The organism is Comamonas antarctica, from assembly GCF_013363755.1.
GTDB classification, from domain to species: domain Bacteria; phylum Pseudomonadota; class Gammaproteobacteria; order Burkholderiales; family Burkholderiaceae_C; genus Comamonas; species Comamonas antarctica.
In genome coordinates this window covers 537,511-561,858 of the sequence record NZ_CP054841.1, presented here as the reverse complement: position 1 = coordinate 561,858, position 24,348 = coordinate 537,511, and the positions used below count along the sequence as shown (strand labels likewise).

22 protein-coding genes are annotated in these 24,348 nt (G+C 68.8%); 8 read left to right on the top strand and 14 right to left on the bottom strand.

Annotated features, from left to right (window positions below; all coding sequences use genetic code 11):
* The first annotated feature begins 63 nt into the window (after positions 1-63).
* The 4 genes from HUK68_RS21880 (at position 64) to HUK68_RS21865 (ending at position 3,615) form a co-directional block, all read left to right on the top strand.
* Complete coding sequence (locus HUK68_RS21880) at positions 64-1,041, top strand: Bug family tripartite tricarboxylate transporter substrate binding protein (protein ID WP_175506349.1); 978 nt, start codon at positions 64-66, stop codon at positions 1,039-1,041.
* A gap of 20 nt (positions 1,042-1,061) precedes the next feature.
* The gene (locus HUK68_RS21875) at positions 1,062-1,868 is read left to right on the top strand and encodes a crotonase/enoyl-CoA hydratase family protein (RefSeq protein ID WP_244146388.1); all 807 of its coding nucleotides are present in this window, start codon (positions 1,062-1,064) and stop codon (positions 1,866-1,868) included.
* A gap of 107 nt (positions 1,869-1,975) precedes the next feature.
* Entirely contained in the window at positions 1,976-3,301 is a 1,326-nt protein-coding gene (locus HUK68_RS21870; protein WP_175506347.1) for a type II toxin-antitoxin system HipA family toxin, read from the top strand.
* A 5-nt stretch (positions 3,302-3,306) separates the two neighbouring features.
* Positions 3,307-3,615, top strand: a complete 309-nt coding sequence (locus tag HUK68_RS21865) for a helix-turn-helix domain-containing protein (RefSeq protein WP_175506346.1) — start codon at positions 3,307-3,309, stop codon at positions 3,613-3,615.
* Positions 3,616-3,639: 24 nt separating this feature from the next.
* Here the strand turns inward: HUK68_RS21865 and HUK68_RS21860 are convergent, their stop codons facing one another.
* From HUK68_RS21860 to HUK68_RS21835, 6 genes are all read right to left on the bottom strand, one after another.
* Positions 3,640-3,810 (bottom strand): hypothetical protein, encoded by a 171-nt coding sequence (locus tag HUK68_RS21860; RefSeq protein ID WP_390887737.1) that lies wholly within the window; start codon positions 3,808-3,810, stop codon positions 3,640-3,642.
* A gap of 11 nt (positions 3,811-3,821) precedes the next feature.
* Complete coding sequence (locus HUK68_RS21855) at positions 3,822-4,982, bottom strand: PepSY-associated TM helix domain-containing protein (RefSeq protein ID WP_175506344.1); 1,161 nt, start codon at positions 4,980-4,982, stop codon at positions 3,822-3,824.
* 80 nt (positions 4,983-5,062) lie between these two features.
* Complete coding sequence (locus HUK68_RS21850; RefSeq protein WP_175506343.1) at positions 5,063-7,222, bottom strand: TonB-dependent receptor; 2,160 nt, start codon at positions 7,220-7,222, stop codon at positions 5,063-5,065.
* A 50-nt stretch (positions 7,223-7,272) separates the two neighbouring features.
* On the bottom strand, positions 7,273-9,771 hold the full coding sequence (locus HUK68_RS21845) for a TonB-dependent siderophore receptor (RefSeq protein WP_175506342.1): 2,499 nt from the start codon (positions 9,769-9,771) through the stop codon (positions 7,273-7,275).
* Positions 9,772-9,952: 181 nt separating this feature from the next.
* On the bottom strand, positions 9,953-10,918 hold the full coding sequence (locus HUK68_RS21840; RefSeq protein ID WP_175506341.1) for a FecR domain-containing protein: 966 nt from the start codon (positions 10,916-10,918) through the stop codon (positions 9,953-9,955).
* Positions 10,915-11,391 carry a sigma-70 family RNA polymerase sigma factor gene (locus HUK68_RS21835; protein ID WP_175506340.1) on the bottom strand — a complete coding sequence of 159 codons (477 nt, stop codon included), beginning with the start codon at positions 11,389-11,391 and terminating at the stop codon, positions 10,915-10,917. Before HUK68_RS21835 ends, HUK68_RS21840 begins: the two co-directional genes overlap by 4 nt.
* Before the next feature lie 424 nt (positions 11,392-11,815).
* Here HUK68_RS21835 and HUK68_RS21830 point away from each other — a divergent pair, with 424 nt between their 5' ends.
* Positions 11,816-12,268: a cupin domain-containing protein gene (locus HUK68_RS21830; protein WP_244146387.1), complete on the top strand. Its 453-nt coding sequence runs from the start codon at positions 11,816-11,818 to the stop codon at positions 12,266-12,268.
* A 49-nt stretch (positions 12,269-12,317) separates the two neighbouring features.
* Complete coding sequence (locus HUK68_RS21825) at positions 12,318-13,250, top strand: LysR family transcriptional regulator (RefSeq protein WP_175506338.1); 933 nt, start codon at positions 12,318-12,320, stop codon at positions 13,248-13,250.
* A gap of 12 nt (positions 13,251-13,262) precedes the next feature.
* Here HUK68_RS21825 and HUK68_RS21820 read toward each other — a convergent pair whose 3' ends face one another.
* Both HUK68_RS21820 and HUK68_RS21815 read right to left on the bottom strand, forming a co-directional pair.
* Entirely contained in the window at positions 13,263-14,423 is a 1,161-nt protein-coding gene (locus tag HUK68_RS21820; protein WP_175506337.1) for an alpha-hydroxy acid oxidase, read from the bottom strand.
* 9 nt (positions 14,424-14,432) lie between these two features.
* On the bottom strand, positions 14,433-15,431 hold the full coding sequence (locus HUK68_RS21815; protein ID WP_175506336.1) for a Bug family tripartite tricarboxylate transporter substrate binding protein: 999 nt from the start codon (positions 15,429-15,431) through the stop codon (positions 14,433-14,435).
* 226 nt (positions 15,432-15,657) lie between these two features.
* Here HUK68_RS21815 and HUK68_RS21810 point away from each other — a divergent pair, with 226 nt between their 5' ends.
* Entirely contained in the window at positions 15,658-17,346 is a 1,689-nt protein-coding gene (locus tag HUK68_RS21810; protein WP_175506335.1) for a thiamine pyrophosphate-binding protein, read from the top strand.
* A gap of 42 nt (positions 17,347-17,388) precedes the next feature.
* Here HUK68_RS21810 and HUK68_RS21805 read toward each other — a convergent pair whose 3' ends face one another.
* The 3 genes from HUK68_RS21805 to HUK68_RS21795 are packed head-to-tail and all read right to left on the bottom strand — an operon-like array spanning position 17,389 to position 20,029.
* Positions 17,389-18,156 (bottom strand): TSUP family transporter, encoded by a 768-nt coding sequence (locus HUK68_RS21805; protein ID WP_244146386.1) that lies wholly within the window; start codon positions 18,154-18,156, stop codon positions 17,389-17,391.
* Positions 18,153-19,346: an MFS transporter gene (locus HUK68_RS21800; RefSeq protein ID WP_175506334.1), complete on the bottom strand. Its 1,194-nt coding sequence runs from the start codon at positions 19,344-19,346 to the stop codon at positions 18,153-18,155. Before HUK68_RS21800 ends, HUK68_RS21805 begins: the two co-directional genes overlap by 4 nt.
* Positions 19,343-20,029: a cupin domain-containing protein gene (locus tag HUK68_RS21795; protein ID WP_175506333.1), complete on the bottom strand. Its 687-nt coding sequence runs from the start codon at positions 20,027-20,029 to the stop codon at positions 19,343-19,345. Before HUK68_RS21795 ends, HUK68_RS21800 begins: the two co-directional genes overlap by 4 nt.
* Before the next feature lie 147 nt (positions 20,030-20,176).
* Here HUK68_RS21795 and gcvA point away from each other — a divergent pair, with 147 nt between their 5' ends.
* Positions 20,177-21,145: a transcriptional regulator GcvA gene (gcvA, locus tag HUK68_RS21790; RefSeq protein WP_175506332.1), complete on the top strand. Its 969-nt coding sequence runs from the start codon at positions 20,177-20,179 to the stop codon at positions 21,143-21,145.
* Positions 21,146-21,160: 15 nt separating this feature from the next.
* On the opposite strand, the gene HUK68_RS21785 is transcribed toward gcvA, so the two are convergent.
* Genes HUK68_RS21785 through HUK68_RS21775 form a run of 3 tightly spaced genes read right to left on the bottom strand, consistent with a single transcriptional unit; the run spans position 21,161 to position 24,277 of the window.
* Positions 21,161-22,150 (bottom strand): Bug family tripartite tricarboxylate transporter substrate binding protein, encoded by a 990-nt coding sequence (locus HUK68_RS21785; protein ID WP_175506331.1) that lies wholly within the window; start codon positions 22,148-22,150, stop codon positions 21,161-21,163.
* Positions 22,151-22,208: 58 nt separating this feature from the next.
* A complete protein-coding gene (locus HUK68_RS21780) occupies positions 22,209-23,186 on the bottom strand; it encodes a Bug family tripartite tricarboxylate transporter substrate binding protein (RefSeq protein WP_175506330.1) in 978 nt (325 codons plus the stop codon).
* A 38-nt stretch (positions 23,187-23,224) separates the two neighbouring features.
* A complete protein-coding gene (locus tag HUK68_RS21775) occupies positions 23,225-24,277 on the bottom strand; it encodes a lactonase family protein (protein WP_175506329.1) in 1,053 nt (350 codons plus the stop codon).
* Positions 24,278-24,348 lie beyond the last annotated feature (71 nt).

Genomic DNA, 24,348 nt, shown 5'->3' with positions numbered 1-24,348 from the left:
GGCTGCCAGCCGGTAATGCATGCCGCCGGACAGAAGCGGCTTTTCAAGCAAGGAGACAGTGCAATGAGATATTCCCTGGCCTGGAGAAAATGGGGGCTGTGCATTGGCACGGCGATATGTGCCGCGGGCGCCTGGGCCCAGGCATTTCCGAGCAAGCCGGTAACCATCGTCGTGCCTTATGCACCGGGAGGGCCGACGGATATCACCGCGCGGCGCGTGGGCGAGCTGATGGCGAAAAACCTCGGCACCGCGGTGTTGATCGAGAACCGCCCGGGCGCCGCCACCACGCTGGCCGCGGCCTATATCGCGCGCGCACCCAAGGATGGCTATACGCTGTTCATGGCGCCGGGCACCACGACGTCGGTGAACCCTTACATCTACCGCCGCCTCAGCTACAAGCCCGAGGAGTTCGCGCCGATCTCCATCGTCTCGCGGCTGCCGTTCGGCGTCGTGGCGGCGCCGGATTTTCCGGCGAAGAACATGCAGGAATTCATTGCCTGGGCCAAGGCCAAGCCCGGCGGCGTGAGCTACGGCACCACCGGCACCGGCAGTCTCACGAACATCATCGGCGAATGGATGGGCCGCACCCTGGGCGTGAAAATGGTCGAGGTGCCGTACAAGGGCACGGCCGCGGCCTATGCCGACCTGATGGGAGGGCGCATCGACGTGAATATCGAAGTCATGTCCAGCGCCATCGGCATGCACCAGGCGGGCAAGCTGCGCATCTTGGGCATCATGTCCGAGGAACGCGCGGCGCAGATTCCCGATGTCGCGACCCTGCGCGAAGCGGGTTATCCGAATCTCGTGGCCTATACCAATTTCGGCCTGCTGGCACCCGCGGGCACGCCCGCGCCCGTGATCAACCGCCTGCACCAGGCGGTGGTGGCCGCTGTCGCCACGCCGGATTTTGCCGCCAAGCTGGCCGCGGGCGGAGAAACCGCGGTTTCCTCGGCCAGCCCGAAACAGTTTGGCGAATTGCTGCATGCGGAATATGTGCATTGGGGCGCGATTGTCAAACCCATGAATCTGGCGCTGGATTGATGGCCATGCAGGAAGCGCCCGTGACAGACACGCCGACGGCCCGCGATCCCGATGGGCAGATCACGGTGGAGCAGCGCGGCGCCGTGCTGCTGATCGGCATCGACCGGCCCGAAAAGCGCAACGGCTTCACGCCGGCCATGTTCACGCAGCTGGCCCGGGCCTGTACGCGGCTCGAGGATTCCTCCGACCTGTTTGTCGGCCTGCTGCATGCGCATGGCGAACATTTCAGCGCCGGCGTCGACCTGGCGAAGATCGCGCCGCTGCGCCAGGCCGGCCTGCCGCTGTATCCGCCCGAGGAGGTCGACCCGTTCAACCTGCGCGGCCGGCTGCGGCGCAAGCCCATGGTCGTGGCGCTCAAGGGCATCAGCTTCACGCTGGCGGTGGAACTGGCGCTGGCCAGCGAGATCTGCGTGGCCGCCGACAACTGCCGCTTCGCGCAGCAGGAAGTCGCGCGCGGCATCATGCCCACCTGCGGCGCCACCATCCGCCTGCCGCAGCGCGCGGGCTGGGGCCAGGCGATGAAGTTCCTGCTCACCGGCGACGAGTTCACGGCCCGGGAGGCGCTGGCCATGGGCCTGGTGCAGGAGGTGGTGCCCGCGGGCCAGGAATTCGCGCGCGCCTGGCATTACGCGCAGCGCATCGCGGCCCAGGCGCCGCTGGCGGTGCAGGCCACGCTGGAGAACGCGCGCCTGGCCCTGGGCTCCGGCCCGCAGGCCGCGGCCGAGGTGCTGGAGGCGCAGCAGCGCCGGCTCTATGCGACGGCCGATGTGCAGGAGGGCATCCGCTCGTTTGCGGAAAAACGGCCGGCGGTGTTTCGCGGCATGTGAAAGGCACTGTCACCCGGCTCTCTGAATACTGCGTTGATGCTATTTGCACGGAAAAGTAATCTAATTAGGCGGTCAAAACGGCCTATATTTGCTAGAATTCCGTGTAAATGAGTCATTGCACCCTTCAGTTGCATGCATCCGGCGCTTGGCATGACGTTGCCAGCGTGCGCTTGCTCGGCCCGGAAAACGCGGGCTGGAGAAGCCCGTCGTATACCGGCTATGCGGTCGACTGGGCTTTCGAGCACAGCCGGGAAAATGATGCGCATGCGCTGTGCGCTGCCTGGCCCGTGGGTCTGGAGCCGGTGCAACTGGCGCACTGGCCGGTATTTCTCATCGACCTGCTGCCCCAGGGCTTTGGCCGCCAGGAATTGCTGCGGCGCATGGGGTTGCCGCCCACGGCGGACGCAGTGGCCGACTGGCCGTTGCTGCTCGCCGGCTCCGGCAATCCCATTGGCAACCTGCGCGTCAAGGAAGCTGCCGCCTGGCTTGCCGACCATGCCGGCGGTTTCCGCGGCTTTACCGACGAGGAAGTGGCGCAGCGCGGCGACGATTTTTCCGAATACCTGGCGGCACATGGTCTGTTTGTCGCCGGCTCCTCGGGAGTGCAGGGCGAGTGGCCCAAGGTGCTGCTGACGCGGGCCCATGACGGGCTGCTTTACCTGGACCATACGCTGCCGGACGAGCAGGCCTGCAGGCATTACATCGTCAAGTTTGGCCGCGGCACCGATCCTGGCCTGGCCAGCATCCTGCGCCATGAAGCGGTGTACATGCAGTTGGCCAAGGAACTGGGGATGCGGGTGCATGCCCCGCTGGTGCTGCGCGAGCGCGCGCTATTCATCGAGCGCTTCGACCGCCGCGTGGAAAATGGCGCGGTCGTGCGCCTGGCCCAGGAGAGCATTGCGACGCTGACCGGCATGCCCGGCTTCGAAGCCGTCCCCTCGCATGACCAGGTCTGTGAGGGGCTGCTGCGCTATTGCACCGACCCGCAGCAGGAGGTGCTGGAATACCTGCGGCGCGATGTGGCCAATCTGGCGTTGGGGAACAAGGACAACCATGCGCGCAACACGGCCCTGCAAAGGGATTTTTCCGGCCGCATCACGCTGACGCCGCTGTTCGACTTCGCGCCCATGTACCTGCATCCCGACGGCATTGCGCGGCGCATCCGCTGGGAGGGCAATGACGGCGGCAGGCCCGACTGGTCACGCGTACTCGACAGTGTGTGCGAAAGCGCGCGGCAGGTGCAGCGCGCGCGCCGCAAGAAGGGCCCGGCGCTGCTGCAACGTGCGGCGCTGGTGGAAGGCTTGCGGGCCATGGTGCCCGCGCTGCGGCGCATTGCTGCCGAAGGCGAGGCCATGGGTATCGATGCCGACGTGTTGAACCACTTGCGCCCCGGCCTCCTGGCCCGGGCGCAGGAACTGGCTGCATTGGCCTGAGCACCATGGACAAACGTTTCAACCCGCTTTCGATTGCCGAGCAACTGGAACTGCGCCAGCAGGCCATCGAGGATGTGCTGTCCCATCCGCAATGGTCATTGCCGCAGGCGGTGCGCCATCTCCGAACCACGATGCGGCTGACCGTGGCCGAGATGGCGAAACTCACCGGAGTGGCCCATCGCACGCTGCAGGATATCGAGCAGGAGCGCAGCGAAGGCAGCGTCCAGACCATGAACCGCATCTTCGGCGTGGTCGGCCTCAAGCTGGGTGTGGCACGCATTGCGCGTGCCCAGGAAACACCCGCCGTGCGCTGAGACAGGCAGCGCAAGGGGCAGCCGTCAGCGCCGGAAGCTGAACCACAGCCCCACGGCCGTGACGATGCCCAGGCACACGCCCGACAGCTGGTCGCCGAAGCCGCCGTCGCTGAACAGCGCGGAGACCAGGCCGATGGCCGTGAGCAGGCCCAGTACGATGGGCCAGCCCCACAGCGACAGGAAACGGTTTTTCATGCGCGCCGGCTTCATGGCGTGGCCTCCCGGGCAATGGTTTTCGCGTCGCCGTGCAGCTCCTGCGGCCTGGCGGCCGTGCGGCCCTTCTTCAGCCACAGATAGAGCCCGGTGCCGAGCACGAAGATGCTGGCGATATCCAGCAGCGCCCAGATGATCTGCATGGCGCGGCCGCCGTAGTCGCCGAAGTGCAGCGGCTGCGAGACCAGCAGCGCGGTGAGGTACCAGGGAATGGCCGGCGCCGCCGTCACGGCCGAGGTCTTGGCATCGACCAGCACCGGGTGCAGCAGCTTGGAGGTCAGCGGTTCGTCGCCGCGCAGGAACACGGTGTTGTGGTGCGGGCTGGAATAGCTGGTGCCGGGGAAGGCGATGAACGACAGCTTGGAGCCGGGCACCTGCTGCATGGCCGCGTCAAGCGACTGCTGCAGCGGCGCGCGCTGGGCCTGGGCCAGCGTCGGCTGGCCCTGGTAGGGCGCGAGCACGCTGCTGAGCTGGTCGTGCTGCCAGTATTTGATCACCAGGTCGGTCCAGGTGTTGATCATGCCGGTGGCGCCGACCACGAACAGCCACACCAGCGTGACGATGCCCAGCAGGTTGTGCAGGTCCAGCCACTTGACGCGCGCCGTGCGCTCGCGGCGCACGGTGCCGAAGTCGAGCTTGCGCATGAACGGCGCATAAAGCACCACGCCGCTGACGATGGCCACCAGCAGCAGCAAGCCCATGAAGCCCAGGAAGAGCTTGCCCGGCAGGCCCGCAAACAGGTCGACATGCAGCTTGAACATGATCCACATGAAGCCTTCGTCGAAGCGCGGCTGCAGCGGCAGCAGCTCGGCCGTGCGGGCATCGACGACCACCGTGCGGAAGTCGTCGGTGTTGGCCGGCGTCGGCGTCATGGTCACGTACCAGATGTCGTCGGTCTCGTCGGACTTGGAGACGAACTGCACGATGCGCTCGGGGTATTGCGCGCGCGCCACGTCGAGCACCTGGTCCAGGCTCGCATGCGGCGTGCCGGCGGGCATCTCCGGGGCTTCGACTTCGGTGCCCAGCAGGTGGCCGATCTCGTGGTGGAAGATCAGCGGCAGGCCGGTGAGGCACAGCAGCAGCATGAAAACGGTGCAGACCAGGCTGCTCCATTTGTGTACCCAGGCCCAGGTCTTGATGGTATGGCTTTGCATTGGCTTTGTGGCTGAGGATGAAAAGTCAAAGGCACCGCCAGGGCTTCGAGGCCTTGGCGGTGCCGGGCGGGTTCAGGCGATCAGAAATCGATCTGCGCCGACAGGATCAGCGTGCGCGGCGCGCCCACGGTGGCATAGCTCGGGTTGGTGCTGGTCACCCAGTACGCCTTGTCGGACACGTTTTCGAGGCTGGCGCGCAGCACCAGCGGCTGGCTGCCGACCTTGGTGCGGTAGCGCGCGCCGATGTCGACACGGCTCCAGCCGGGCATGCGCAGCTGGTTGGCGGCGTCGAAGTACATCGACGAGGTGCTGATCACGCGGCCATTGAGGCTCAGGCCCGGCACCCAGGGGGTGTCCCAGTCGAGGCCCACGTTGAAGGTGCGCGCGGGCACGCCGTTGGCATCGTTGCCCTGGTTGACGCCGCCGTCGGTGCGCGTCAGCTTGGCGTCGAGGAAGGCCGCGCTGGCCATCAGGCGCAGGCCGCGCTGCACTTCGCCGTAGGCCGTCAGTTCCAGGCCGCGGTTGCGCTGCTCGCCGCCAAAGCTGTAGACATTGCCTTCGGTGGTGGTGGAGGGCTGGGTGATCTGGAACAGCGCGGCTTGCGTCATCAGCACGCCCCAGTCCTGCTTCACGCCGATCTCGATCTGCTTGGTCTTCTGCGGCGCGAACACCTGGCCGGCGTTGGCATAGGTCGGGCCGGCGGTGGAGCCGGCCTGCAGGCCGGCGGTGTAGTTGCCGTAGATCGAGGTGTCGCGCGCGGCCTTGAGCACCACGCCGGCCAGCGGCGTGACGGCGCTGGCCTTGTACGGCGTCGAGCCGTTGACGCTCTTCTGGTGGATGCTCTGGTCGCGCAGGCCCAGGGTCACGAGCACGCGCTCATTGGCAAAGGCCAGGGTGTCGGCAATCGCCACGCTTTGCTGCGTCAGGTCGGCGGTCTTGCTGGGCGCGCCGCGCGCCGCGGTGATCACGGGCAGCGGCGACGGGTTGTAGAGGTTGGACGGATTGGCGGTGGCGGTGCTGGTGTAGAAGTAGCCGGTCTCGCGCGCCATGTGGTTGGCCGACAGCACCAGCGTATGGCCGACGCCGCCGGTCTTGAAGCGCGTGCGCAGGCCCGCATCGGCCGAGCTGGTCTTGTTGTACTCGTCGTAGTAGCCGTTGTAGACGCCGAAGTTGCCCTGCGCATCGGGCTCCATGCCCCAGGTGCCGGGGAAGGTCTGGTTGCTCTTGGTATCGCTGTAGCCGATGCCGCCGTAGACGGTGGTGGCGTCGTTGAGGTCGTACTCGAGGCGCGAGATCACGGTCTTGGCCTTGTCGGTCAGCAGCGTGCCGGGGAAGAAGTTCAGGCGCGCGTCGGGCACGGCCGGCACCTGGGTGGTGCCGCTGCGAAAGCCGATCTGCGGGCGGACCTCTTCGGTCTTGCCGTCGGTGGCCAGTGCATCGAGCGACCAGCGCAGCTTGTCGCCGGCGAAATCGAGGCCCAGCGAGCCCAGGCCCAGGCGCTGGCGGCCATTGTCGATATTGCCCTCGCCATTGCGCCACACGCCGTTGGCGCGCACGCCCCACTGGTTGTCGGTGCCAAAGCGCCGGCCCACGTCGAGGTGGGTGCCGAACTGCGACTGGCCCATGTAGGTGCCGATGACGCGCGTCAGCGGTTCGTCGCCGGCGCGCTTGGTCACCAGGTTGATGTTGCCGCCGACGCTGCCGCTCGGGCCGACGCCATTGGTGAGCGAACCCGGGCCCTTGAGCACTTCGACGCGCTCGATCATCTCCAGCGGCACGCGCGTGGCGGGCACCAGGCCGTACAGGCCATTGAGCGACACATCGCGCATGCCCAGGCTGAAGCCGCGGATCTGGAAGTCTTCGCCGAAGCCGCCGCGCGCCTGCAGCGTGCGCACCGAGGCATCGCTCATCACCACGTCGGAGATGTTCAGCGCCTGCTGGTTCTCGATGTACGAGGCGGTGTAGTTGGTGGTGCTGAACGGCACGTTCATCAGGTCGGTGCGGCCCAGGATGCCCAGGTCGCCGCCGCGCGCCAGCTGTCCGCCCGAATAGGTCTTTTGCAGGCCGCCAATGGCCGCGGCCTGGTCGCTGACCACCACCTCCTGCAGCGCCTTGTCGGCGCTCTGGGCGGCCGCGCCCAGCGAGGCCAGGGCCAGGCCGGTGCCCAGGCATTGCGCCATCAGGCGGGCGAGCGGCTTGGCGGCAAAGCGCGGGGAAGCGCAGTAGGAACGATTTTTCATTGCATTCACATCAGAGGTTATGGAAAGGGAAAACGGCTGGAAAGCGGTGTTCAGAAGGTCGCGCGCAACGTGAGCGTCAGGTTGCGCGGGTCGCCGTAGTAGTTGTTGAAGAACCGGCTGTTGGGCGAGAACTTGGCGTAATAGACCTTGTCGAACAGGTTGTTGGCATTGAGCTGCAGTGCCAGCGTGGAACTGAAGCGGTAGGCCACGAGCGCATCAAAAAGCGCATAACCACCCTGGCGGGTGGTTACGTTGCCGACGCTGGTATAGGTGCGGCTTTGCAGCCGGACCCCGGCGCCCACGGTCCAGCCCGGCCAGGGGCTGGCCAGCTGGCGGCTGGCAAACACGCGCAGCGCATACTGCGGGTCGGCCGGACGCAGCGGCTGGCCGACCAGCGCCGTGCTGTCGTCGCGCAGGATGCGGCTGCGGGTGTGGGTGTAGCTGGCCAGCAGCTGCCAACCGGGCGCGGGCGCGCCCGACAACTCCGCCTCCCAGCCGCGGCTGCGGCTCTTGCCGCCGGCCAGGTAGCAGCGGCCCGCGAGGTAATACGGCAGGCAGGGCATGGGCGAGGCCGTGTCCTCGAGCGCGCTGCCGGTGTATTCGATGTCGAAGGCCGACAGCGTGCCCTGCAGCCGGCCGTCCAGGAACTCGCCCTTGAGGCCGGCTTCGAAGTCCTGGCCCTCGATCGGCGGCAGCAGGCTGCCATCGGCCTGCTTCTTGTTCTGCGAGCTGAAGATCCGGCTGTAGCTGGCGTAGGCGCTGACCTGCTCCGAGAGCGCGTACACCAGCCCGGCATAGGGCGTGGGTTCGTGGCGCACGCCATAGCCGCTGCCCGGCGTGGCCGGCTCGTGGTAGTCCCACCAGCTCAGGCGCGCGCCGGCGATGGCGGTGAGCGCGTCGCTCAGCGACAGGCGCACACGCGCGAAGCCGCCATGCTGGTGCACATGCGCCGTGGGCGCGGAATAGGCGTTGCCGTTGCCCGCGCCGTAGGCCGGCTCGGGGTAGCTGGTGTAGGGGTCCCAGCTGCGGATGTCGACGCCATACAGCGGACTCACGTCCCAGTAGCCGGAGCTGCCGATGGCGCGCACGCGCTGCATGTCCAGGCCCAGCGCCAGCTCATGGCGCCGGCCCAGCCACTCGAACGGGCCCGTGGCCTGCAGGCTCAGCGTGCCCTGGCTGCTGGCTTCGCCGTCATAGATCGAGGTGGTGACGTTGGCGAGATAGGGGTTGGTGTCGCTGGCGCTGGAAAACGAGGTCTGCTTGAAGCCATCGGAGCGGAAATAGCTGCGCGCGGCCTGGGCCTTGAACTGCCAGCCATGGTCCAGGCGGTGGTCGAGCTCGACATAGGCCTGGCGGTTGCTGCGGTTCCAGGCGTTCCAGGGCGTGCCCAGGTAGGTGCTGCGCGGCAAGCCGAGCTGGCTGCCGTCGAGGTTCGCGGGCAGGCCGCCCCACGATCCGGTCGCGTCAAGCGCGGTCTGCTGCAGGCTGGCGGTGAGCCGCGTCTGCGGGCTCAGGTTGGCCTCGAGCACCGCATAGACGCTCTGGCGCTTCTCGTGGCGCGCGGTCTGGAACGCGGCCTTGTCGTCGGCCAGCGCCACCAGGCGCGCGCGCAGCGTGCCGGCGTCGTTGAGCGGCCCCGACAGGTCGGCTTCGAGGCGCCGGCGGTCCCAGGAGCCCAGCGTCAGCGCCGCCGAACCCTGGAACTGTGCGCTGGGGCGTTTGCGCACCAGGTTCACCACGGCCGACGGATTGCCCGCGCCGCGCAGCAGGCCCGAGGCGCCGCGCAGCACCTCGACGCGGTCGAGCATGGCGGTGTCGGGCTGGATGAAGGTCGCGGCCGAGGTCACCTGGTTGATGCCCATGCCATCGACCTGCAGCGAGTCGATCTGGTAGCCGCGCGCGTAGTAGTTGATGCGCTCGCTGTCGATGTAGTCGACGGTCACGCCGGTGGCGTTCCTCAGCACCGCGTGCAGGTCGGGCAGGGCCTGGTCGTCGATCCACTGGCGCGTGAGCACGCTCACCGGCTGGGGAATGTCGCGCACCCGCTGCTGGCCGATATTGGCCGTCACCTGGGCTGCGGCATAGCTGCCCGAGCCTTCGGTGGTGGCCGCGTTCTCGGCGCGCGCGCGCACGATGACGCCGTCCAGCACGCTGGCGGCGCTGCCGGGGTGCAGGGACTGCAGGCGCAGCGTGTAGACGCCGCTGGATTCATGCACCGCCTGCAGCTCGGTGCCTTCAAGCAGCCGTGCAAAGCCGTCTTTGACCGAATAGCTGCCCTGCAGCCCGGGCGAGCGGCGCGTGCCGAGCTGCGCGGCATCGAAGGACAGCGCCACGCCGGCCTGGTTGGCGTACTGGGCAATGACATGGCTCAGCGGCCCGGCTGCGATCTGAAAGCTGCGCAGTTCGGCGCGTGCGGGCGCAGCGGCTTGCGCCATCGCCAGCGCCGGCACCAGCCACATGCATCCGGCGAGCAGCGCCGCGCCCGCATGCCGGCGCCGCGCGGGCGCGCGGCGGCCGTGTGGCGGCAGTGGCGGGGAAGGGCGTGGCATGGCGGAGCGGAACTGGGCGGTGTTTCCTCGTATGCCGGATGAGCCCGGGCAATCCTGCAACTGCCGGCGAAGTTTTTTGCTGCGCGGCCGCGGATTTGCCCCGTGGTTTGCGCGCCGGGACGGGAGCTGGCCTGACTCGGGTGCTATCTTTTTATTTTTTCAAAAAAGCGCAATTCGGCATTCAGGAGGCTGCATCCCGGGCTTCCACGCGCACCCAATAGCGCGTGCGGCTGCGCAACTGCAGCGGAAAGCGGCTGACCAGCGCGGCCAGCGCGCGGTCGGTATCGTCGACGGGAAACGCGCCCGAGACCTTGAGCTGCGCCACCTCGGGCGCGCATTCGAGGTGGCCGCGGCGGTAGCGCGCCAGCTGGGCCAGCAGATCGCCCAGCGCGATGTCCACGGCCACCAGGCCGCCGTGCTGCCAACTCGCGGCAAACGGATCGGCCGGCTCCGGCGCCTGCGCGCGGGCGGCGTCGAACCAGCCCTGCTCGCCGGCCGCGAGCTGCTGCGGCGCGCCGGCCGCGGGCAGCAGGCGCACCGCATGTTCCTCGACCTGCACATGGCTGCGGCCCGCGCCGTCGAGCTGCACCATGAAGCGCGTGCCCAGCGCCTGCACCCGGCCGTGCGGCGTCTGCACGCTGAACGGCCGGCCCAGCGCGTCGGCGGCCGTGGCAATCAGCACCCGCCCGCCGCGCAAATGCACCAGCCGCTCGCGTTCGTTGAAATCCAGATCCACGCCGCTGGCCGTGTCCAGCGCCAGCAGCGAGCCGTCGGGCAGCGTGATGTTCTGGCGCTCGCCGGTGGCGGTGCGGTGCGTGGCGCGCCACTGCTGCCAGGGCAGGCCCTGCCAGCCCATCCAGGCGGTGCTGCCCGCGCCCAGGCCGAGCGCCAGGCTGCGCAGCACGCCGCGCCGCGACGCCTGCGGGCGCGGCGCCAGCGTCTGGCGCGCCAGCGCCGGCGGCAATTGGGCCAACTGGGCATTGACGGCCTGCACGCGCTGCCAGGCGCGCTGGTGCGCCGGGTCGGCGGCAAGCCACTGGCTCCAGCCCTGGCGCGCCTCGTCTGCGGTGGCAGCATCGCGCAGCCGCACCTGCCAGGTCACGGCTTCGCGCAGGGCCTGGCGCTCGGGGTCGACGGCCGGCTTCATGCCATGGCCAGGCAGCAGTGTTCCAGCGCCCGCGCGAGGTAGTTGCTCACCGTGCGCAGCGAAATGCCCAGGCGCTGCGCGATCTCGGGATAGCTCAGTTCCTCGAACTGCGCCAGCACGAAGGCCGCGCGCACCTTGGGCGGCAGGCCTTGCAGCAGGCGGTCGACTTCGAGCAACGTCTGCTGCAGCGCCAATTGGTCCTCGGCGGACGGCGCCAGTGCCTGCGGCAGGCCGGCGAGGTATTCCAGATAGGCGCGCTCTAGCGCGCGGCGGCGGAACAGGTCGGTGACCAGGCCCTTGGCAATCGTTGCCAGATAGCGCCGCGGCTCGCGGATCTCGTCCTGCGGCACGGGCGCGCGCAGCAGGCGCAGGAAAGTGTCCTGGGCCAGGTCGGCCGCATCCTCGCGGTTGCTCAGGCGCTTGCGCAGCAGGCTTTGCAGCCAGGGGTGGTGGTCTTGGTAGAGGCTATGCACGGCAAGGGCGTGGCATGAGCAGCAAGGCCACGGAGCAGGAGAAAAACGATAGTGCGAATCGTTATCATTATCTTGTGTTTGCCCGCATGCTGTGGCTTTTTGTCCTCAGATTGTTGTGTTCTTGCGACGCGTGCCGGCGGACTCGGCATTTCGCGCCGCCGGCCTGACGCTGGCTGGGGGCGGCGGCAGGTGCCGCAAGAACTTCTGGAAAACCCTGATGAAAGCTTTGGCCATTTGCGTTTCTTGACCAACCGGAGGTCGGCGCACATATTGGCACCAGGTCGGGGCCGAGTGTGCGCAACGGGACCTGCGTCTTTTGCGCATGGCAAGGCCTTGAGCTGCCTGGGCGTCGGCTGCAACCGAGCAGCCCACTTCACTTTGACCCTCTCACAAGGCCACCGTCATGACTGCAAGCAGCGAGCAAGTGACCCTTTTCTCCCACGTCAAGGAGGGCGAAACGCCGTGGCGCTCCGATGGACTGAGAGATTTCTTTCTCTACCGGGACCTGGGCGTGGCCGATGCCACCCATGGCCGGGTGATCGCGCATCTGGTCAAGGCCAACAAGCCGCCGGAGCAGGGCACGGGCTGGCACCGGCATGTCGCGGATTTCCAGATCGTGCTGATGACCAAGGGCTGGGCGAAGTTCATGTACGAAGACCAGGTGACGCTGGTGGAAGCCGGCGATTGCGTGCACCAGCGTCCCGGCATCCGCCACTATCTGTTTGATTACTCGCCGGACATGGAGTATCTGGAGATCGTGAGTCCCGCGCTGTTCGGCACGGTGGACACCGACGCGCCCTGCGCGGTGCCCGTGCCGGCGGCCTGGCCGTCCGAAGCGATTGCCGCCGCGGCGGCGCCGCAAGCCAGCGCGTCATGAGCGGCCGCTGATCCGCGGGCCGGCGCTGCGGCACCGGTATATTCCGGCCATGGACCTTGGCGCGCTGGAATATTTTCATATCGTGGCGGAAAGCGGCAGCATCTCCCGGGCGGCTTCGGCGCTGGGCATGGAGCCGTCGACGCTGACCCGGCATATCGGCCGGCTCGAGGACGAGGCCGGCGTGAAGCTGTTCCACCGCAGCGGCCGCGGCATGGTGCCCACCGATGCCGGCGCGCTGCTGCTGATCGAGGCGCGCAAGGTGGTCGATGCGCTGCAGCACACGCGCCGGGTGGCGGCGGACCTGGCGGCCGACGGCCCCTCGCAGATCGTCGTTGCCGCGATGCCGACCCTGGCCCAGATGACCTTCGGCGCGCTGGGCCATGCCTTGCAGGCGCGCTTCGCGCGCGCGCGCATCCGCTTCGTCGAAGGCATGGGCCACCAGCTGGTGGACTGGCTGCAGGAAGGCAAGATCGACGTGGCGCTGCTTTACGTGCCCACCCAGTCGCGCATCGTCGACCACGATCTGCTGCTGCAGGAGCCGCTGTACTGCGTGCTGCCGCCGGGCTGGCGGCGTCCGTCCGATCCGCTGCCGATCGGCGCGCTGCTGGATCTGCCGCTGGTGCTGCCGACCACGCGGCACGGGCTGCGCGGCCTGGCCGAGAGCTGGGCCCAGCGCCATGGCAAGCGGCTGCAGGTGGCCATGGAATGCGATGGCTCGACCTTCATGACGCGGCGCCTGGTCGCGGCCGGCCATGGCTGCACGCTGCTGCCGCTGGCCGCGGTGCAGGAGGAGGTCGAACGCGGCCAGCTGCAGGCCGTGCGCCTGGCCGGCGACGAGGCGCTGCGCGCCGTGGCCATCGCCACGGCCCTGAACCGGCCGGCCGCGAGCGGCCTATGGGAGACCACCCAGGTGCTGCGCCAGGTGGTGGCCACGCTGGTCAAACAGGGCCAGTGGCCAGGGGTGCACGCGGTGACTGGCTGAGCGGCGGCCGCCTCAGTCGCGCCGCTGGTCGCGCACCAGCGCGGCATCGAGTTCGTCCAGCCGGTTGATGCCCAGCAAGGCCATGTTGCGCTGCACTTCGCTGCGCAGGATCTGGATCGCATGGCGCACGCCCTCGGGCCCGGCCACGGTGGCCGCATAGTTGAAGGAGCGGCCGTTGAACACGCAGCGCGCGCCCAGCGCCAGCGCCTTGAGCACATCGCTGCCGCGGCGGATGCCGCTGTCCATCATCACCGTGAGCCCGGGGGCGGCCTGCACGATTTCCGGCAGCACGCGCAGCGGCGAGATCGCGCCATCGAGCTGCCGGCCGCCGTGGTTGGAGACGATGATGCCGTCGACGCCCAGCTTCTGCGCCTTCACCGCGTCCTGCCAGCGCAGGATGCCCTTGACCACCAGCGGCCCCTTCCACAGCTCGCGCATGACGCCCAGGTGCGTCCAGTCCAGGTGATCGCGCGCCTGGAAGTCGCGTTCGGCGCGCGCCGCGAGGATCGGCGCGCCGCGCTCGGCGCGCCAGTTCTCGAAGTGCGGCATGCCATGCCGCGCCAGCGTCTTCAGGAAGGTGCCGGCAAGCCAGCGCGGATGGCTGAGGCCGTCCCAGGCCAGCCGCAGGCTGGGGCGCAGCGGCGTGCTGAAGCCATTCTTCAGGTAGCGCTCGGGATTGACCTGCACCGGCAGGTCCACCGTCACCACCAGGGTCTTGAAGCCGGCCTGCGCGATGCGCGCGATCAGCGCCTCGACGCGCGCCGGCTCGCCCGGCATATAGGCCTGGAACCAGGTGCCGGGCGCGGCGGCGGCCACTTCCTCCATGGGAATCAGCGAGGCCCCGCTCATCACCGCGGGAATGCCCAGCTGCTGCGCCGCCTGGGCCAGCACCAGGTCGCCGCGGTAGCACCACATGGCCGCAAGGCCGACCGGAGAGATGCCGAACGGCGACTGGTAGGTCTGGCCGAACAGCTCGATCTGCTGCGAGCGCCGGGCCACGCCCTCGAGCATGCGCGGCACGAACGCATAGCGCCCGAACGCCGCGCGGTTCGCGCGCAGCGAGGACTCATCGTCCGCGCCATTGCTGATGTAGCTGAACAGCTGGCGCGGCAGCCTGCGGCGCGCCGGGGCCTCGAAATCCGCCAGGGCATGGATGTGCTGGAGTGTGCTCATGGAGGCCTGTCAGTCCAGCTTGACCTGGGCGCGGCGCGCCACCTCGGCCCATTTGGCCACCTCGCGGCGCTGCAGCGCGCGCAGCGCCTGCGGGCCCGCGCCCGAGACGTCCAGCCCCAGCGCGGCGAGCTTTTCCTGCACCTCGGGCTGTTTCAGCGTGGCGGCCATGTGCCGATGCAGCTTGTCGATGATGGGCGCGGGCGTGCCGGCCGGCGCGAACACGGCCTGCCATGACAGCACCTCGAAGCCCGCCAGGCCCTGCTGCGCCAGCGGTTTGACGCCGGGCAGCGAGCGCGATTCCTGCAGCGACGTCACGCCCAGCGCGCGCAGCCGGCCGGCGTTGACAAAGGGAATGCCGGGCGTGATGTTGTCGAACAGCAGGTCGATCTCGCCGGACATCAGCGCCTGCAGCGCCGGCCCGGAGCCCTTGTACGGCACATGCAGCAACTCGGTGCCGGTCTCCAGCGCGAACAAGGCGCCGGTCAGGTGCTGCGACGAGCCCACGCCTGCGGAGCCGTAGCTGATGCGGCTGCCGGGCTTCTTGCCGGCGGCAATGACGTCGTCCAGCGTCTTGAACGGCCCGTCGGCGCGCACCAGCATGACATTGGGCAGCGTGCCGCTCAGGATCACCGGCTCGAACGACTTGACCGGGTCGTAGCCCACGGAGGGGTAGATGCTGATGTTGATCGCATGCGAGCTGATGGTGCCGCCGACCAGCGTGTAGCCGTCCGGTTTGGCGCGCGCGGCCTTGGCCGAGCCCAGGCTGCCGCCGGTGCCGCCGATGTTCTCCACCACCACCGGCACCTTCAGGCTCTGGGCCAGCGCCTGGCTGTAGAGCCGGCCCAGGATATCGGTGGCGCCGCCCGGCGTGAACGGCACGATGTAGGTGATGCTGCGCTCGGGCCAGGCATCGGCGGCCAGGGCCGGCGTGACCGGCCAGTGGGCCGCGGCGGCGGCAGCGGCGGCTTTGAGCAGCAGGGCGCGCCTGCCGGGAATGTTCTTGCGCATGTCTTGTCTCCTTTTTGGCGCCGCGGCAAAGGCCGGCGGGCGGGGGTGGCGGCCACGGTTTCGCAGCCGTGCCGTCAGCGACCATGCTAGAAAAACCGGGCCCCGCGCGGCAACGCGATTTCGGCACGGCTGCCCTGCGCAAATCGCGCTGCGCCCGGCGCCAGCGGCTTCTAAACTGCGTGCCAATCCGGGCCGGCTTGCCGCCCGCTCACCACAGGAAATGCCCATGCTTGAAGACACCCCCTCCCGGACCGCCGCCTCCGCCACCCCGCGCACCGCGGCACAGGTATTGGTCGACGCGCTGCGCCTGCACGGCGTTGACCGCGTGTTCTGCGTGCCCGGCGAAAGCTATCTGGCGGTGCTGGATGCGCTGCACGATGCGCGCGGCAGCATCGAGCTGATCGTGACCAAGCACGAAGGCGGCGCGGCCAACATGGCCGAGGCCGACGGCAAGATGACCGGGCGCCCGGGCATCTGCATGGTCACGCGCGGGCCGGGCGCCACCCACGCCAGCATCGGCGTGCATATCGCGCAGCAGGACTCCACGCCGATGATCCTGTTTGTCGGCCAGATCGCGCGCCGCCAGGTCGGCCGGGACGCGTTCCAGGAGGTCGATTACCAGGCCATGTTCGGCGGCCTCGCCAAATGGGTGGTCGAGGTCACGGACGCTTCGCGCATGGCCGAGATCGTGGCGCGCGCCTTCCACACCGCGGTCTCGGGCCGCCCGGGCCCGATGGTGGTGTCGCTGCCCGAGGACATGCTGGTCGAGACCACGCAAACCATGGCCTTTGCCGCCTGCGCATTGCAGGCCGTACCGCCCTCCGATGCGGCGCTGGCGCAGATCGCGCAGGCGCTGCAGGCGGCACGCCAGCCGCTGGTGGTGGCCGGCGGCAGCGGCTGGAGCGCAGCGGCAGCGCAGCAGTTGCAGCGTTTCGCGGCCGCCTGGAACCTGCCCGTGGCCTGCGCTTTCCGGCGCCAGGATGCGCTGGACAACCGCAGCCCGCAGTACGTGGGCCACCTGAGCCTGGGCATGAACCCGCGCCTCAAGGAGGCCGTCAAGGGAGCCGACCTGATCCTGGCCATCGGCACGCGGCTGGGGGATGTCTCGACCGACTCCTATACGCTGCTCGAGGTTCCGGTGCCGCGGCAAAGGCTGATCCACATCCACCCCGATGCGGGCGAGATCGGGCGCGTCTACCGCCCGGACATCGGGGTGCAGGCCGACACCGCATGCGCCATCGCCGCACTGGCGGCGCTGGCCGCGCCCGCCAGCCGGCCCTGGGATGGCTGGACCCTGGCCGCGCGCCAGGCCCATGCAGCCTTCAGCCAGCCGCCCGGGCGCGTGGCCGAGGCCGTGGGCGTCGATCTGGGCCAGGCCGTCGCGCATGCGAGCGCCGTGCTGCCGGACGACGCCCTGGTCACCAACGGCGCCGGCAATTATTCGGTCTGGCTGCATCGCTTCTACCAGTACCGCGCGGCGCGCACCGAGCTGGCCACCACCTGCGGGGCCATGGGCTACGGCGTGCCCGCCGCCGTGGCCGCCGCGCTGCGCCACCCCGAACGCGAGGTGCTGTGCGTCGCCGGCGACGGCTGCTTCCTGATGTACCCGCAGGAGTTGGCCACCGCCGCCGAACACGGCGCGCGCCTGGTGGTGCTCGTGGTCAATAACGGCATGTACGGCACCATCCGCATGCACCAGGAGAACCACTACCCGGGCCGGGTCAGCGGCACGCGCCTGGTCGGCCCCGACTATGTGGCGCTGGCCCGGGCCATGGGCGCCGCGCATGCCGAACGCGTGGACAGCACCGAAGACTTTCCTGCGGCGCTGGCGCGCGCGCGCCAGGTAGCGGGATTCTCGCTGCTGGAACTCAGCACCGATCCGCGCCAGATCACGCCGTCGGCACGGCTGCCCTGAGCGACAGCGCCGGCAAGCCGCCGGCGCAAAGGCCGTGGCGCCTCAGGCCAGCATCCCCACCCCCGCGGCAATCAGCAGCAGGCAGACCAGGTGCTTGAGCGTTTCGCGCGAGACCGGCGGCTTGCGGTTGGCGCTCAGCAGCGTCACCAGCAGCACCACCGGAATCGCCTCGGCCGCGAGCAGCAGCGACTGCGCGCCGATCTGCCCGGCGAGGCCCAGCACCACCAGCCGCAGCAGCGCGCCCACGCCAAACGCGAAGATCAGCGACTCCTGGATGCGCGCCAGCGGCCAGGGCTGGCGGTAGACCACATACACCAGCGGCGGACCGGCAGCCGAGAACAGGCCGCCAAGCACGCCCGACAGCGCGCCCACCGCTGCGAAAACGCGCGGCGGCGAGGGGGTGGCGCGCGGCTGGCCCATGCGCCACAGCAGCAGCGCGCAGCCGATGATGATCAGCCCCAGCAGCGTGCGCAGCAGTTGCAGCGCGTTGGCCGCCAGATAGACCAGTATGCCCATGCCGATGAACGAGCCCGCCATGCTGGCCAGCACCGCCACCATCATGACGGGCTCGATGCGCATCGGGCGCCGGCGCTGCAGGAAAGTCGCGGCATTGATGATGGTCAGGAAGGAAACCGCATTCACCGCATCGGGCAGCGGAAACAGATGCGTCAGTCCCACCAGCCCCAGCAGCATCAGCGACAAGGCAAAACCGGTGAGCGTCTGCACATAGACCGAGAACGCCACGAACAGCATGAAAAGCAGATGCGCCGGCAGGTTTGCGGGCAGCATCGATACCAGGGAACTCGTCATTTGTCGTCAGGTGAGGGGAATGCGGCCATGGCGGGTTTCTTCGCCAGCCACAGCAAGGCCAGCACCGCCAGCGCCACGGACGGCAGCATCAGGCCCGTGACCCACTGCCAGCCGTAGGCCGCAAGCAGGCCGCCCGAGGCAAACGAGCCGATGGCCATGGCGCCGAACACCACGAAATCGTTGATCGACTGCACGCGCGGGCCGTCTTCGGGCGCATGGCACTTGAGCACCAGTGCCGATGCGCCGAGGAAGCCGAAATTCCAGCCCAGCCCCAGCAATACCAGCCCGACCCAGAAATGTTCGACGCTCAGGCCCATCAGCCCGGTGGCCGCCGCGCAGGCCGTGAGCAGCAGCCCGGCAAGTATGACGCGCAGCTCGCCAAAGCGTTGGAGCAGTCGGCCGGTGAAAAAGCTCGGAGCATACATGGCAACGACATGCAGCTCGATGCCGATATTGGAATGGTGGCGCGAGATGCCGCACAGCTCCATCGCCAGCGGGGCGCTGGTCATCATGAAATTCATCAGCAGATAGCTGATGGTGCCGCACAGCAGCGCCGCCATGAACAGCGGCTGGCGCAGGATGGGCCCCAGCGGGCGCACCGCGGCGCCCGCCGCCGGCGGCTTCACCGCGTTGAGCTTCACGCCCCGCAGCACAAGCGCCGACAGCACGGCCACCGCCGCGGAGCAGACATAGGTCAGCGCATAGGCATGGGGCGGCCAGGCATTCATGGTGGCGCTGACCATCTGCGGCCCGACCACGCCGGCCAGCACGCCGCCCGCCAGCACCAGGGACAGCGCCCGCGGCTTCTCCTCGGGCGTCACGCATTCCGCCGCGGCAAACCGGAACGTCAGCACCACGGCCGCGTAGGCGCCGCCCAGCAGCGTGGCCAGGCAGAACAGCGCAAACGACTGCTGGACGATGGCCAGCGCGGCCAGCAGGCCCATCAGCACACCGCAAAGATTGCCCAGCAGGAAGGCGCGCGCGCGTCCATGGCGCCGCGCAATGTGTCCCGCGGGCAGCGTGGCCAGCGCCATGCCGACCACGAACATGGTGATGGGCAGCGTGGCCCACTCGGGCCGCGGCGCGAGCATATGGCCGATGATCGCGCCGCTGGCATAGACCACGATGGAGTTGGCGCCCGACAGCGCCTGGGCGGCGGCAAGGCGCAGCACCGAAAGGTTGATGGTCATGGCGTACGGCCCTCGGCTGCGGCACTGTCGGTGGGCCAGAGCCCCGGACCGGTCTTGGCATAGACCTGCGTGTCTTCCAGCGCCTGCATGGCAGGATGCGCCCCAGGTGGCAGCCGGATCCAGCTGCCTGCGGGATGCGGTATGCCATCGACCGACAGCGCGCCGGAAATGACCAGCAGCTCCATGCCGTCGCGTTCCGGGACGGTCAGCGGCGCAGCGCCGGGCAGGCGCAGCATGGACACCTGTTCGTGCGCATCGTCGAAGAGCCGGCAGACCGCGCGGCCGTCGGCCGCCTGCCAGCGGGCCGCATCGCGCGTATCGATGCGTACCGTCTGCGTTTCGTCGTCGCGCATCTGCTGGAGCTTCACGAAGATCACCGCGCCCGGAGCGCTGCGCGGGCTGTGCGACGAGCCCGGCGGATTGCGCAGGTACCAGCCCGCGGGATAGTCGCCATGCTCGTCGGAGAAGACGCCCGACAGCACCAGGATTTCCTCGCCGCCCGCATGGCGGTGGGCACGAAAGTCCGAGCCCGGCGCATAGCGCACCAGGCTGGTGGCGCGCGCGACTTCGGCACCCACGCGGTCGAGCATGACGCGCTCGACGCCGGCTTGTGGCGAGGCAATCCACTGATGGTTCTCGGGCCTGACGCTGGCCGCGAGCGTGAAATCGGCGTTGATGTGCATGGGAGGGTGAGGGGTTGGAATGCGCCGCAAATTTTTTCTTGTCCGTTTTGCCAAGGGTAGGCTACCGGAGCAGGGTTGAATTCTTCTCTGTTCCCGGCGACGGCGCAAACGGCTTATTCTTTGCGGCCGCCCAAGAAATTCTTTCCCATGACTGCCCCCGCCCATCTCAATGCCCTCAAGGCCTTCGAAGCCGCCGCGCGCCACCAGAGCTTTTCGGCGGCAGCCGATGAATTGAACGTGAGTTCAGCGGCCGTGGGCCAGCTGGTGCGCGGCCTGGAGCAGTGGCTGGGCGTGGCGCTGTTCACGCGCGTGGCCAGCGGCCGCCAGCGCATCGTGCCCACCGAAGCCGCGCTGGCCGCGCTGCCCGATATCCGCGCCGGTTTCGAGCGCCTGGGCCTGGGCCTGGCCCGGCTCAGGCAGGCGCCCGCGCACGAGGTGCTGAAACTGACCATGAGCCCGGCCTTTGCCTCCAAATGGCTGCTGCCGCGCATCGAGCGCTTCTCGGCGCAGCAGCCGGGCACCGAACTGCTGCTGGACACCAGCCAGCGCCTGCTTGACTTTGCCGTGCAGCGCATCGACCTGGGCATCCGCTACGGCGCGGGCCGCTGGCCCGGACTCTGCGCGCAAAAGCTCATGGAGGAAGCGGTGTTTCCGGTCTGCTCGCCGGCCTTGCTGGCCAGGGCCCGCATACGCGAGCCGGCCGATTTGCTCAGGCACCCGCTGATCCACGACATGACGGGCGACGGCCCTTCGGGCTATGTGACCTGGCAGACCTGGTTCGAGCGCGTCGGCGTGCCGGGCGCGACGGTCGAGCGCGGGCACCGCATCAACAACGCTGCCGCGGTGCTGCAGGCCGCGGCCGAAGGGCAGGGCATTGCACTGGCGCGCAGCGTGATGGCCTGCGACGACCTGGCCGCGGGGCGGCTGGTGCGGCTGCTGCCGGCACTGAACGTGCTGTCGCCGCTGTCGTATTACGCCGTCTGGCGCGAGGAAAGCCTGTCCCGGCCCGGGCTTGCGGCATTTCTGGCCTGGCTGCAGCAGGAGGCGGCCCGGGACTGCCCGAGCTCCGAGGAAAAGAGCCGCAGGCGCGCCGCGGCAACTGCGCGCCAGGCTTGATGCGGCGCGCGCCGCTCACTCCATGCGGATGCCGCGTTCCTTCACCAGCTTGGACCACTTGCCCGATTCGCTGTCGATGAAGGCGGCGAAGTCCTGGCTGCTGCCGCCGCCGAACTCGTTGCCCTGCGAGACGATGCGGTCCTTGACTTCCGGGTGCTCCATGGCCTTGGCGAATGCGGCCTGCAGCCTGGCCACGATCTCGGGCGGCGTGCCCCTGGGCGCGACATAGCCCATCCAGTTCGAGACCGTCACCGCGGGAAACCCGGCTTCGGCAAAGGTCGGCACGTCGGGCATGAAGCGCAGGCGCTGCGCCGAGGTCACGGCAATGGGTTTGACCTTTTTGGTCTGGATCGCCGGCATGGCCGCGCCGGTCTGCTCGAACATCAGGTCCACCTGGCCGGCCATCAGCGCCGTCGAGGCCGGGCCGCCGCCCTTGAAGGGCACGCCCACCATGTCGATGCCGGCCGCGGCTTCAAACAGTTCGGCCGACAGATGGTGGGCGCCGCCCGGGCCGGCGTTGGCAATGTTCAGCAGGCCGGGCCTGGCCTTGGCCGCGGCCACGACCTCGTTGACATTGCCGAACGGCCGGTCCATGGGCGCGACCAGCACCAGCGGGCTTTTCTCCAGCAGGATGATGGGCACGAAGGCCTTGGGGTCGAAGTTCAGCTTGGGATAGATCCAGGGATTCACCGCCAGCGGGCCGAAGCTGCCCATGGCCAGCGTATAGCCGTCGGGCGCGGCGCGGCCGGCGAGCTCCATGCCGATGTTGCCGCTGGCGCCGGGCTTGTTGTCGACGATCACCGACTGGCCCAGGATCTCGCCCATGCGCTTGGCCACGAGCCGGGTCTTGACATCGGTGTTTCCGCCCGCGGCAAAGGGCACGATGATGGTGATGGGCTTGGCCGGATAGCCAGGCGCTGCGGGCTGGGCGAAGGCCGCGGTGCCGAGCGCGGCCAGGGCTGCGCCAGCGACCAGCCGGCGGCGGGTCACGAAATGGAACGACATGCTTGTCTCCTGAGGGATTGAAATGAAGCGGTCTGGTGCCGCCTGGGGGAACGCTGCCTTATTCGGGCAGGATGTGGGCGGCCTCGACAATGCGCGCGTACTTGGCGCTTTCGCGGGCGATGAAGTCGCGGAACTGGGCCTGGGTCATGGGCTCGGGCTCGCCGCCCTGTTCGCGCAGGCGCCGGGCGAGATCGGGGTCTTTCAGCGCCGCGGCAATCGCCTCGCTGAGCCGGGCCTGGATGGCGGCCGGCGTCTTGGCCGGCGCAAACACGCCAAACCAGTTCTCCAGGTCATAGGCCTTGGCCGCTGGCGTCTCGGCAATGGCGGGAATTTCGGGCGCGAAACTGGTGCGCTTGGCCGAGGTCACGGCCAGCGCCTTGACGCGGTTGCCCTTGAGAAATGGCGCCGCGCCGGCGTAGCTGACGAAAGTCAGGTCCACCGCGCCCGAGGCCACATCGACCAGTTGGCCGGAGGCGCCCTTGTAGGGCACATGCTGCATCTTCACGCCCAGCACCGATTGCAGCAGTTCGCCGTTGAGGTGCTGCGGATTGCCGACGCCGCTGGTCGCATAGCTGAGCTTGCCGGGGTTCTTGGCGGCGTAGGCCGCGAGTTCGGCCAGGTTGCCGACCGGCAGGCCCGGGTTGGCGACCAGCACATTGGGCACGCGCGCGACCAGGCCGATCGGCGCCAGGTCGCGCTGCGGCTGGTATTGCATGCGGCTCTTGTAGATCAGCGGGTTGATGCTGGTCTCGCCCGCGGAGCCGAGCAGCAGCGTGTAGCCGTCGCCGGCGGCCTTGCTCACCGCGGCCGCGCCGACCATGCCGCTCGCGCCGGGCTTGTTGTCGACCAGCACCGTCTGCTGCAGGCTCGCGCGCAGCTTCTCGGCAAGCAGCCGCGCCATGGCGTCGACGCCGCCGCCCGCGGAAAACGGCACGACGATGGTGATGGCCTTGGCCGGGTAGTCGCCTTGCGCAAAAGCGGCAGGGGTGAGCGCCGCGGCGCACAGCAGCAGGCTGCAAGAGAGGATGGGTTTCATGGCGGTCTCCTGGGTTGAGGTGGGGATGTGCGCACGCGTCAGGCCGAAAAGACCATGCAGACCGGGCTCTTGCTGTGCACCGGGGCGCCGACCTCGGCCAGCGTTCCCGTGGCCGGGTCGATGGCGAACGTCACGATGCAGTCGCTGTCCTCGTTCAATGCAAACAGCCAGCGGCCATTGGGCGAGAGGGCGAAAAAGCGCGGCGTCTTGCCGCCCGAGGGCCGGGCGCCGACAAATGCCAGCCGTCCCGTTGCCGCGTCGATCGCAAACACCGCGATGCTGTCGAAGCCGCGGTTGGAGGCGTACAGGAAGCGGCCCCGGGCATCGATGGCAATGCCCGACGCGCGGCTGTTGCCCGCATAGCTGTCGGGCAGCGCGGAAAGAACCTGGAACGGCGCGAGCGCGCCGGTGGCGGCATCGAAGCGGTAGCCGGTCACGGTGGAGTCGAGCTCATTGACCACATAGGCCAGCGGCAGCTGCGGATGGAACGCCAGGTGGCGCGGCCCGCTGGCTTCACGCGCCACCGCGCAGGGCGCGGCCGCGGGCACCAGCCGGCCGTCGCTGAAGGCAAAGCTGAAGACGCGGTCCAGCCCCTTGTCGGGCACCACGACATAGCGGCCCGAGGGGTCGAAGGGATTGAAATGCGGCTTGGCCTGCTGCTGTTCGACACGGTGCGGCCCGACCGGGCCTTCGAGCGCAAGCAACTGGGTCAGGGGAGCCAGCGAGCCGTCGGGATTGACGGGCAGAACGGCCAGGCTGGCGCCAATGTGGTTCGAGACGACGAGATGGCGGCCACTGGGATCGAAAGCCAGATGCACCGGGTTGCGGCCCTGCGTGTCCTGCCGGTTGATGAAGCGCAGGGCGCCCGTGGCGCGGTCGACCGCGAAGGCACTGACTTCCGATGCGTCGCCATGCACGGTGTAGAGAAACCGTCCGTCGCGGCTCAGGGCCAGAAACGACGGGTTGGTGAGGCCTCTTGCAATATCCACCAGCTCCAGCGCCCCCTGCGCGGGGTCCACGCGAAAGATGCTGATGCCTTCGCCGCGGGCATTTCTTTGCTGGGTGGTGCGGCTGCCGACATACGCGTACATGAAATTCCTCGGGCGGGTTGGACCGGTGCAAAGGGACGCGAAACGCCGCGCCCCGGTCGCTAGGGTTTGCA

Bases quoted from the DNA above. Each gene is read 5' to 3' on its own strand.
- HUK68_RS21870 (WP_175506347.1), top strand. From the start codon at position 1,976: ATGAGTCATTGCACCCTTCAGTTGCATGCATCCGGCGCTTGGCATGAC.
- HUK68_RS21860 (WP_390887737.1), bottom strand. From the start codon at position 3,810: ATGAAAAACCGTTTCCTGTCGCTGTGGGGCTGGCCCATCGTACTGGGC.
- HUK68_RS21825 (WP_175506338.1), top strand. From the start codon at position 12,318: ATGGACCTTGGCGCGCTGGAATATTTTCATATCGTGGCGGAAAGCGGC.
- HUK68_RS21780 (WP_175506330.1), bottom strand. From the start codon at position 23,186: ATGAAACCCATCCTCTCTTGCAGCCTGCTGCTGTGCGCCGCGGCGCTC.
- HUK68_RS21775 (WP_175506329.1), bottom strand. From the start codon at position 24,277: ATGTACGCGTATGTCGGCAGCCGCACCACCCAGCAAAGAAATGCCCGC.
- HUK68_RS21795 (WP_175506333.1), bottom strand. From the start codon at position 20,029: ATGCACATCAACGCCGATTTCACGCTCGCGGCCAGCGTCAGGCCCGAG.
- HUK68_RS21845 (WP_175506342.1), bottom strand. From the start codon at position 9,771: ATGCCACGCCCTTCCCCGCCACTGCCGCCACACGGCCGCCGCGCGCCC.
- HUK68_RS21820 (WP_175506337.1), bottom strand. From the start codon at position 14,423: ATGAGCACACTCCAGCACATCCATGCCCTGGCGGATTTCGAGGCCCCG.
- HUK68_RS21810 (WP_175506335.1), top strand. From the start codon at position 15,658: ATGCTTGAAGACACCCCCTCCCGGACCGCCGCCTCCGCCACCCCGCGC.
- HUK68_RS21855 (WP_175506344.1), bottom strand. From the start codon at position 4,982: ATGCAAAGCCATACCATCAAGACCTGGGCCTGGGTACACAAATGGAGC.
- HUK68_RS21815 (WP_175506336.1), bottom strand. From the start codon at position 15,431: ATGCGCAAGAACATTCCCGGCAGGCGCGCCCTGCTGCTCAAAGCCGCC.
- HUK68_RS21865 (WP_175506346.1), top strand. From the start codon at position 3,307: ATGGACAAACGTTTCAACCCGCTTTCGATTGCCGAGCAACTGGAACTG.
- HUK68_RS21785 (WP_175506331.1), bottom strand. From the start codon at position 22,150: ATGTCGTTCCATTTCGTGACCCGCCGCCGGCTGGTCGCTGGCGCAGCC.
- HUK68_RS21805 (WP_244146386.1), bottom strand. From the start codon at position 18,156: ATGACGAGTTCCCTGGTATCGATGCTGCCCGCAAACCTGCCGGCGCAT.
- gcvA (WP_175506332.1), top strand. From the start codon at position 20,177: ATGACTGCCCCCGCCCATCTCAATGCCCTCAAGGCCTTCGAAGCCGCC.
- HUK68_RS21800 (WP_175506334.1), bottom strand. From the start codon at position 19,346: ATGACCATCAACCTTTCGGTGCTGCGCCTTGCCGCCGCCCAGGCGCTG.
- HUK68_RS21850 (WP_175506343.1), bottom strand. From the start codon at position 7,222: ATGAAAAATCGTTCCTACTGCGCTTCCCCGCGCTTTGCCGCCAAGCCG.
- HUK68_RS21840 (WP_175506341.1), bottom strand. From the start codon at position 10,918: ATGAAGCCGGCCGTCGACCCCGAGCGCCAGGCCCTGCGCGAAGCCGTG.
- HUK68_RS21880 (WP_175506349.1), top strand. From the start codon at position 64: ATGAGATATTCCCTGGCCTGGAGAAAATGGGGGCTGTGCATTGGCACG.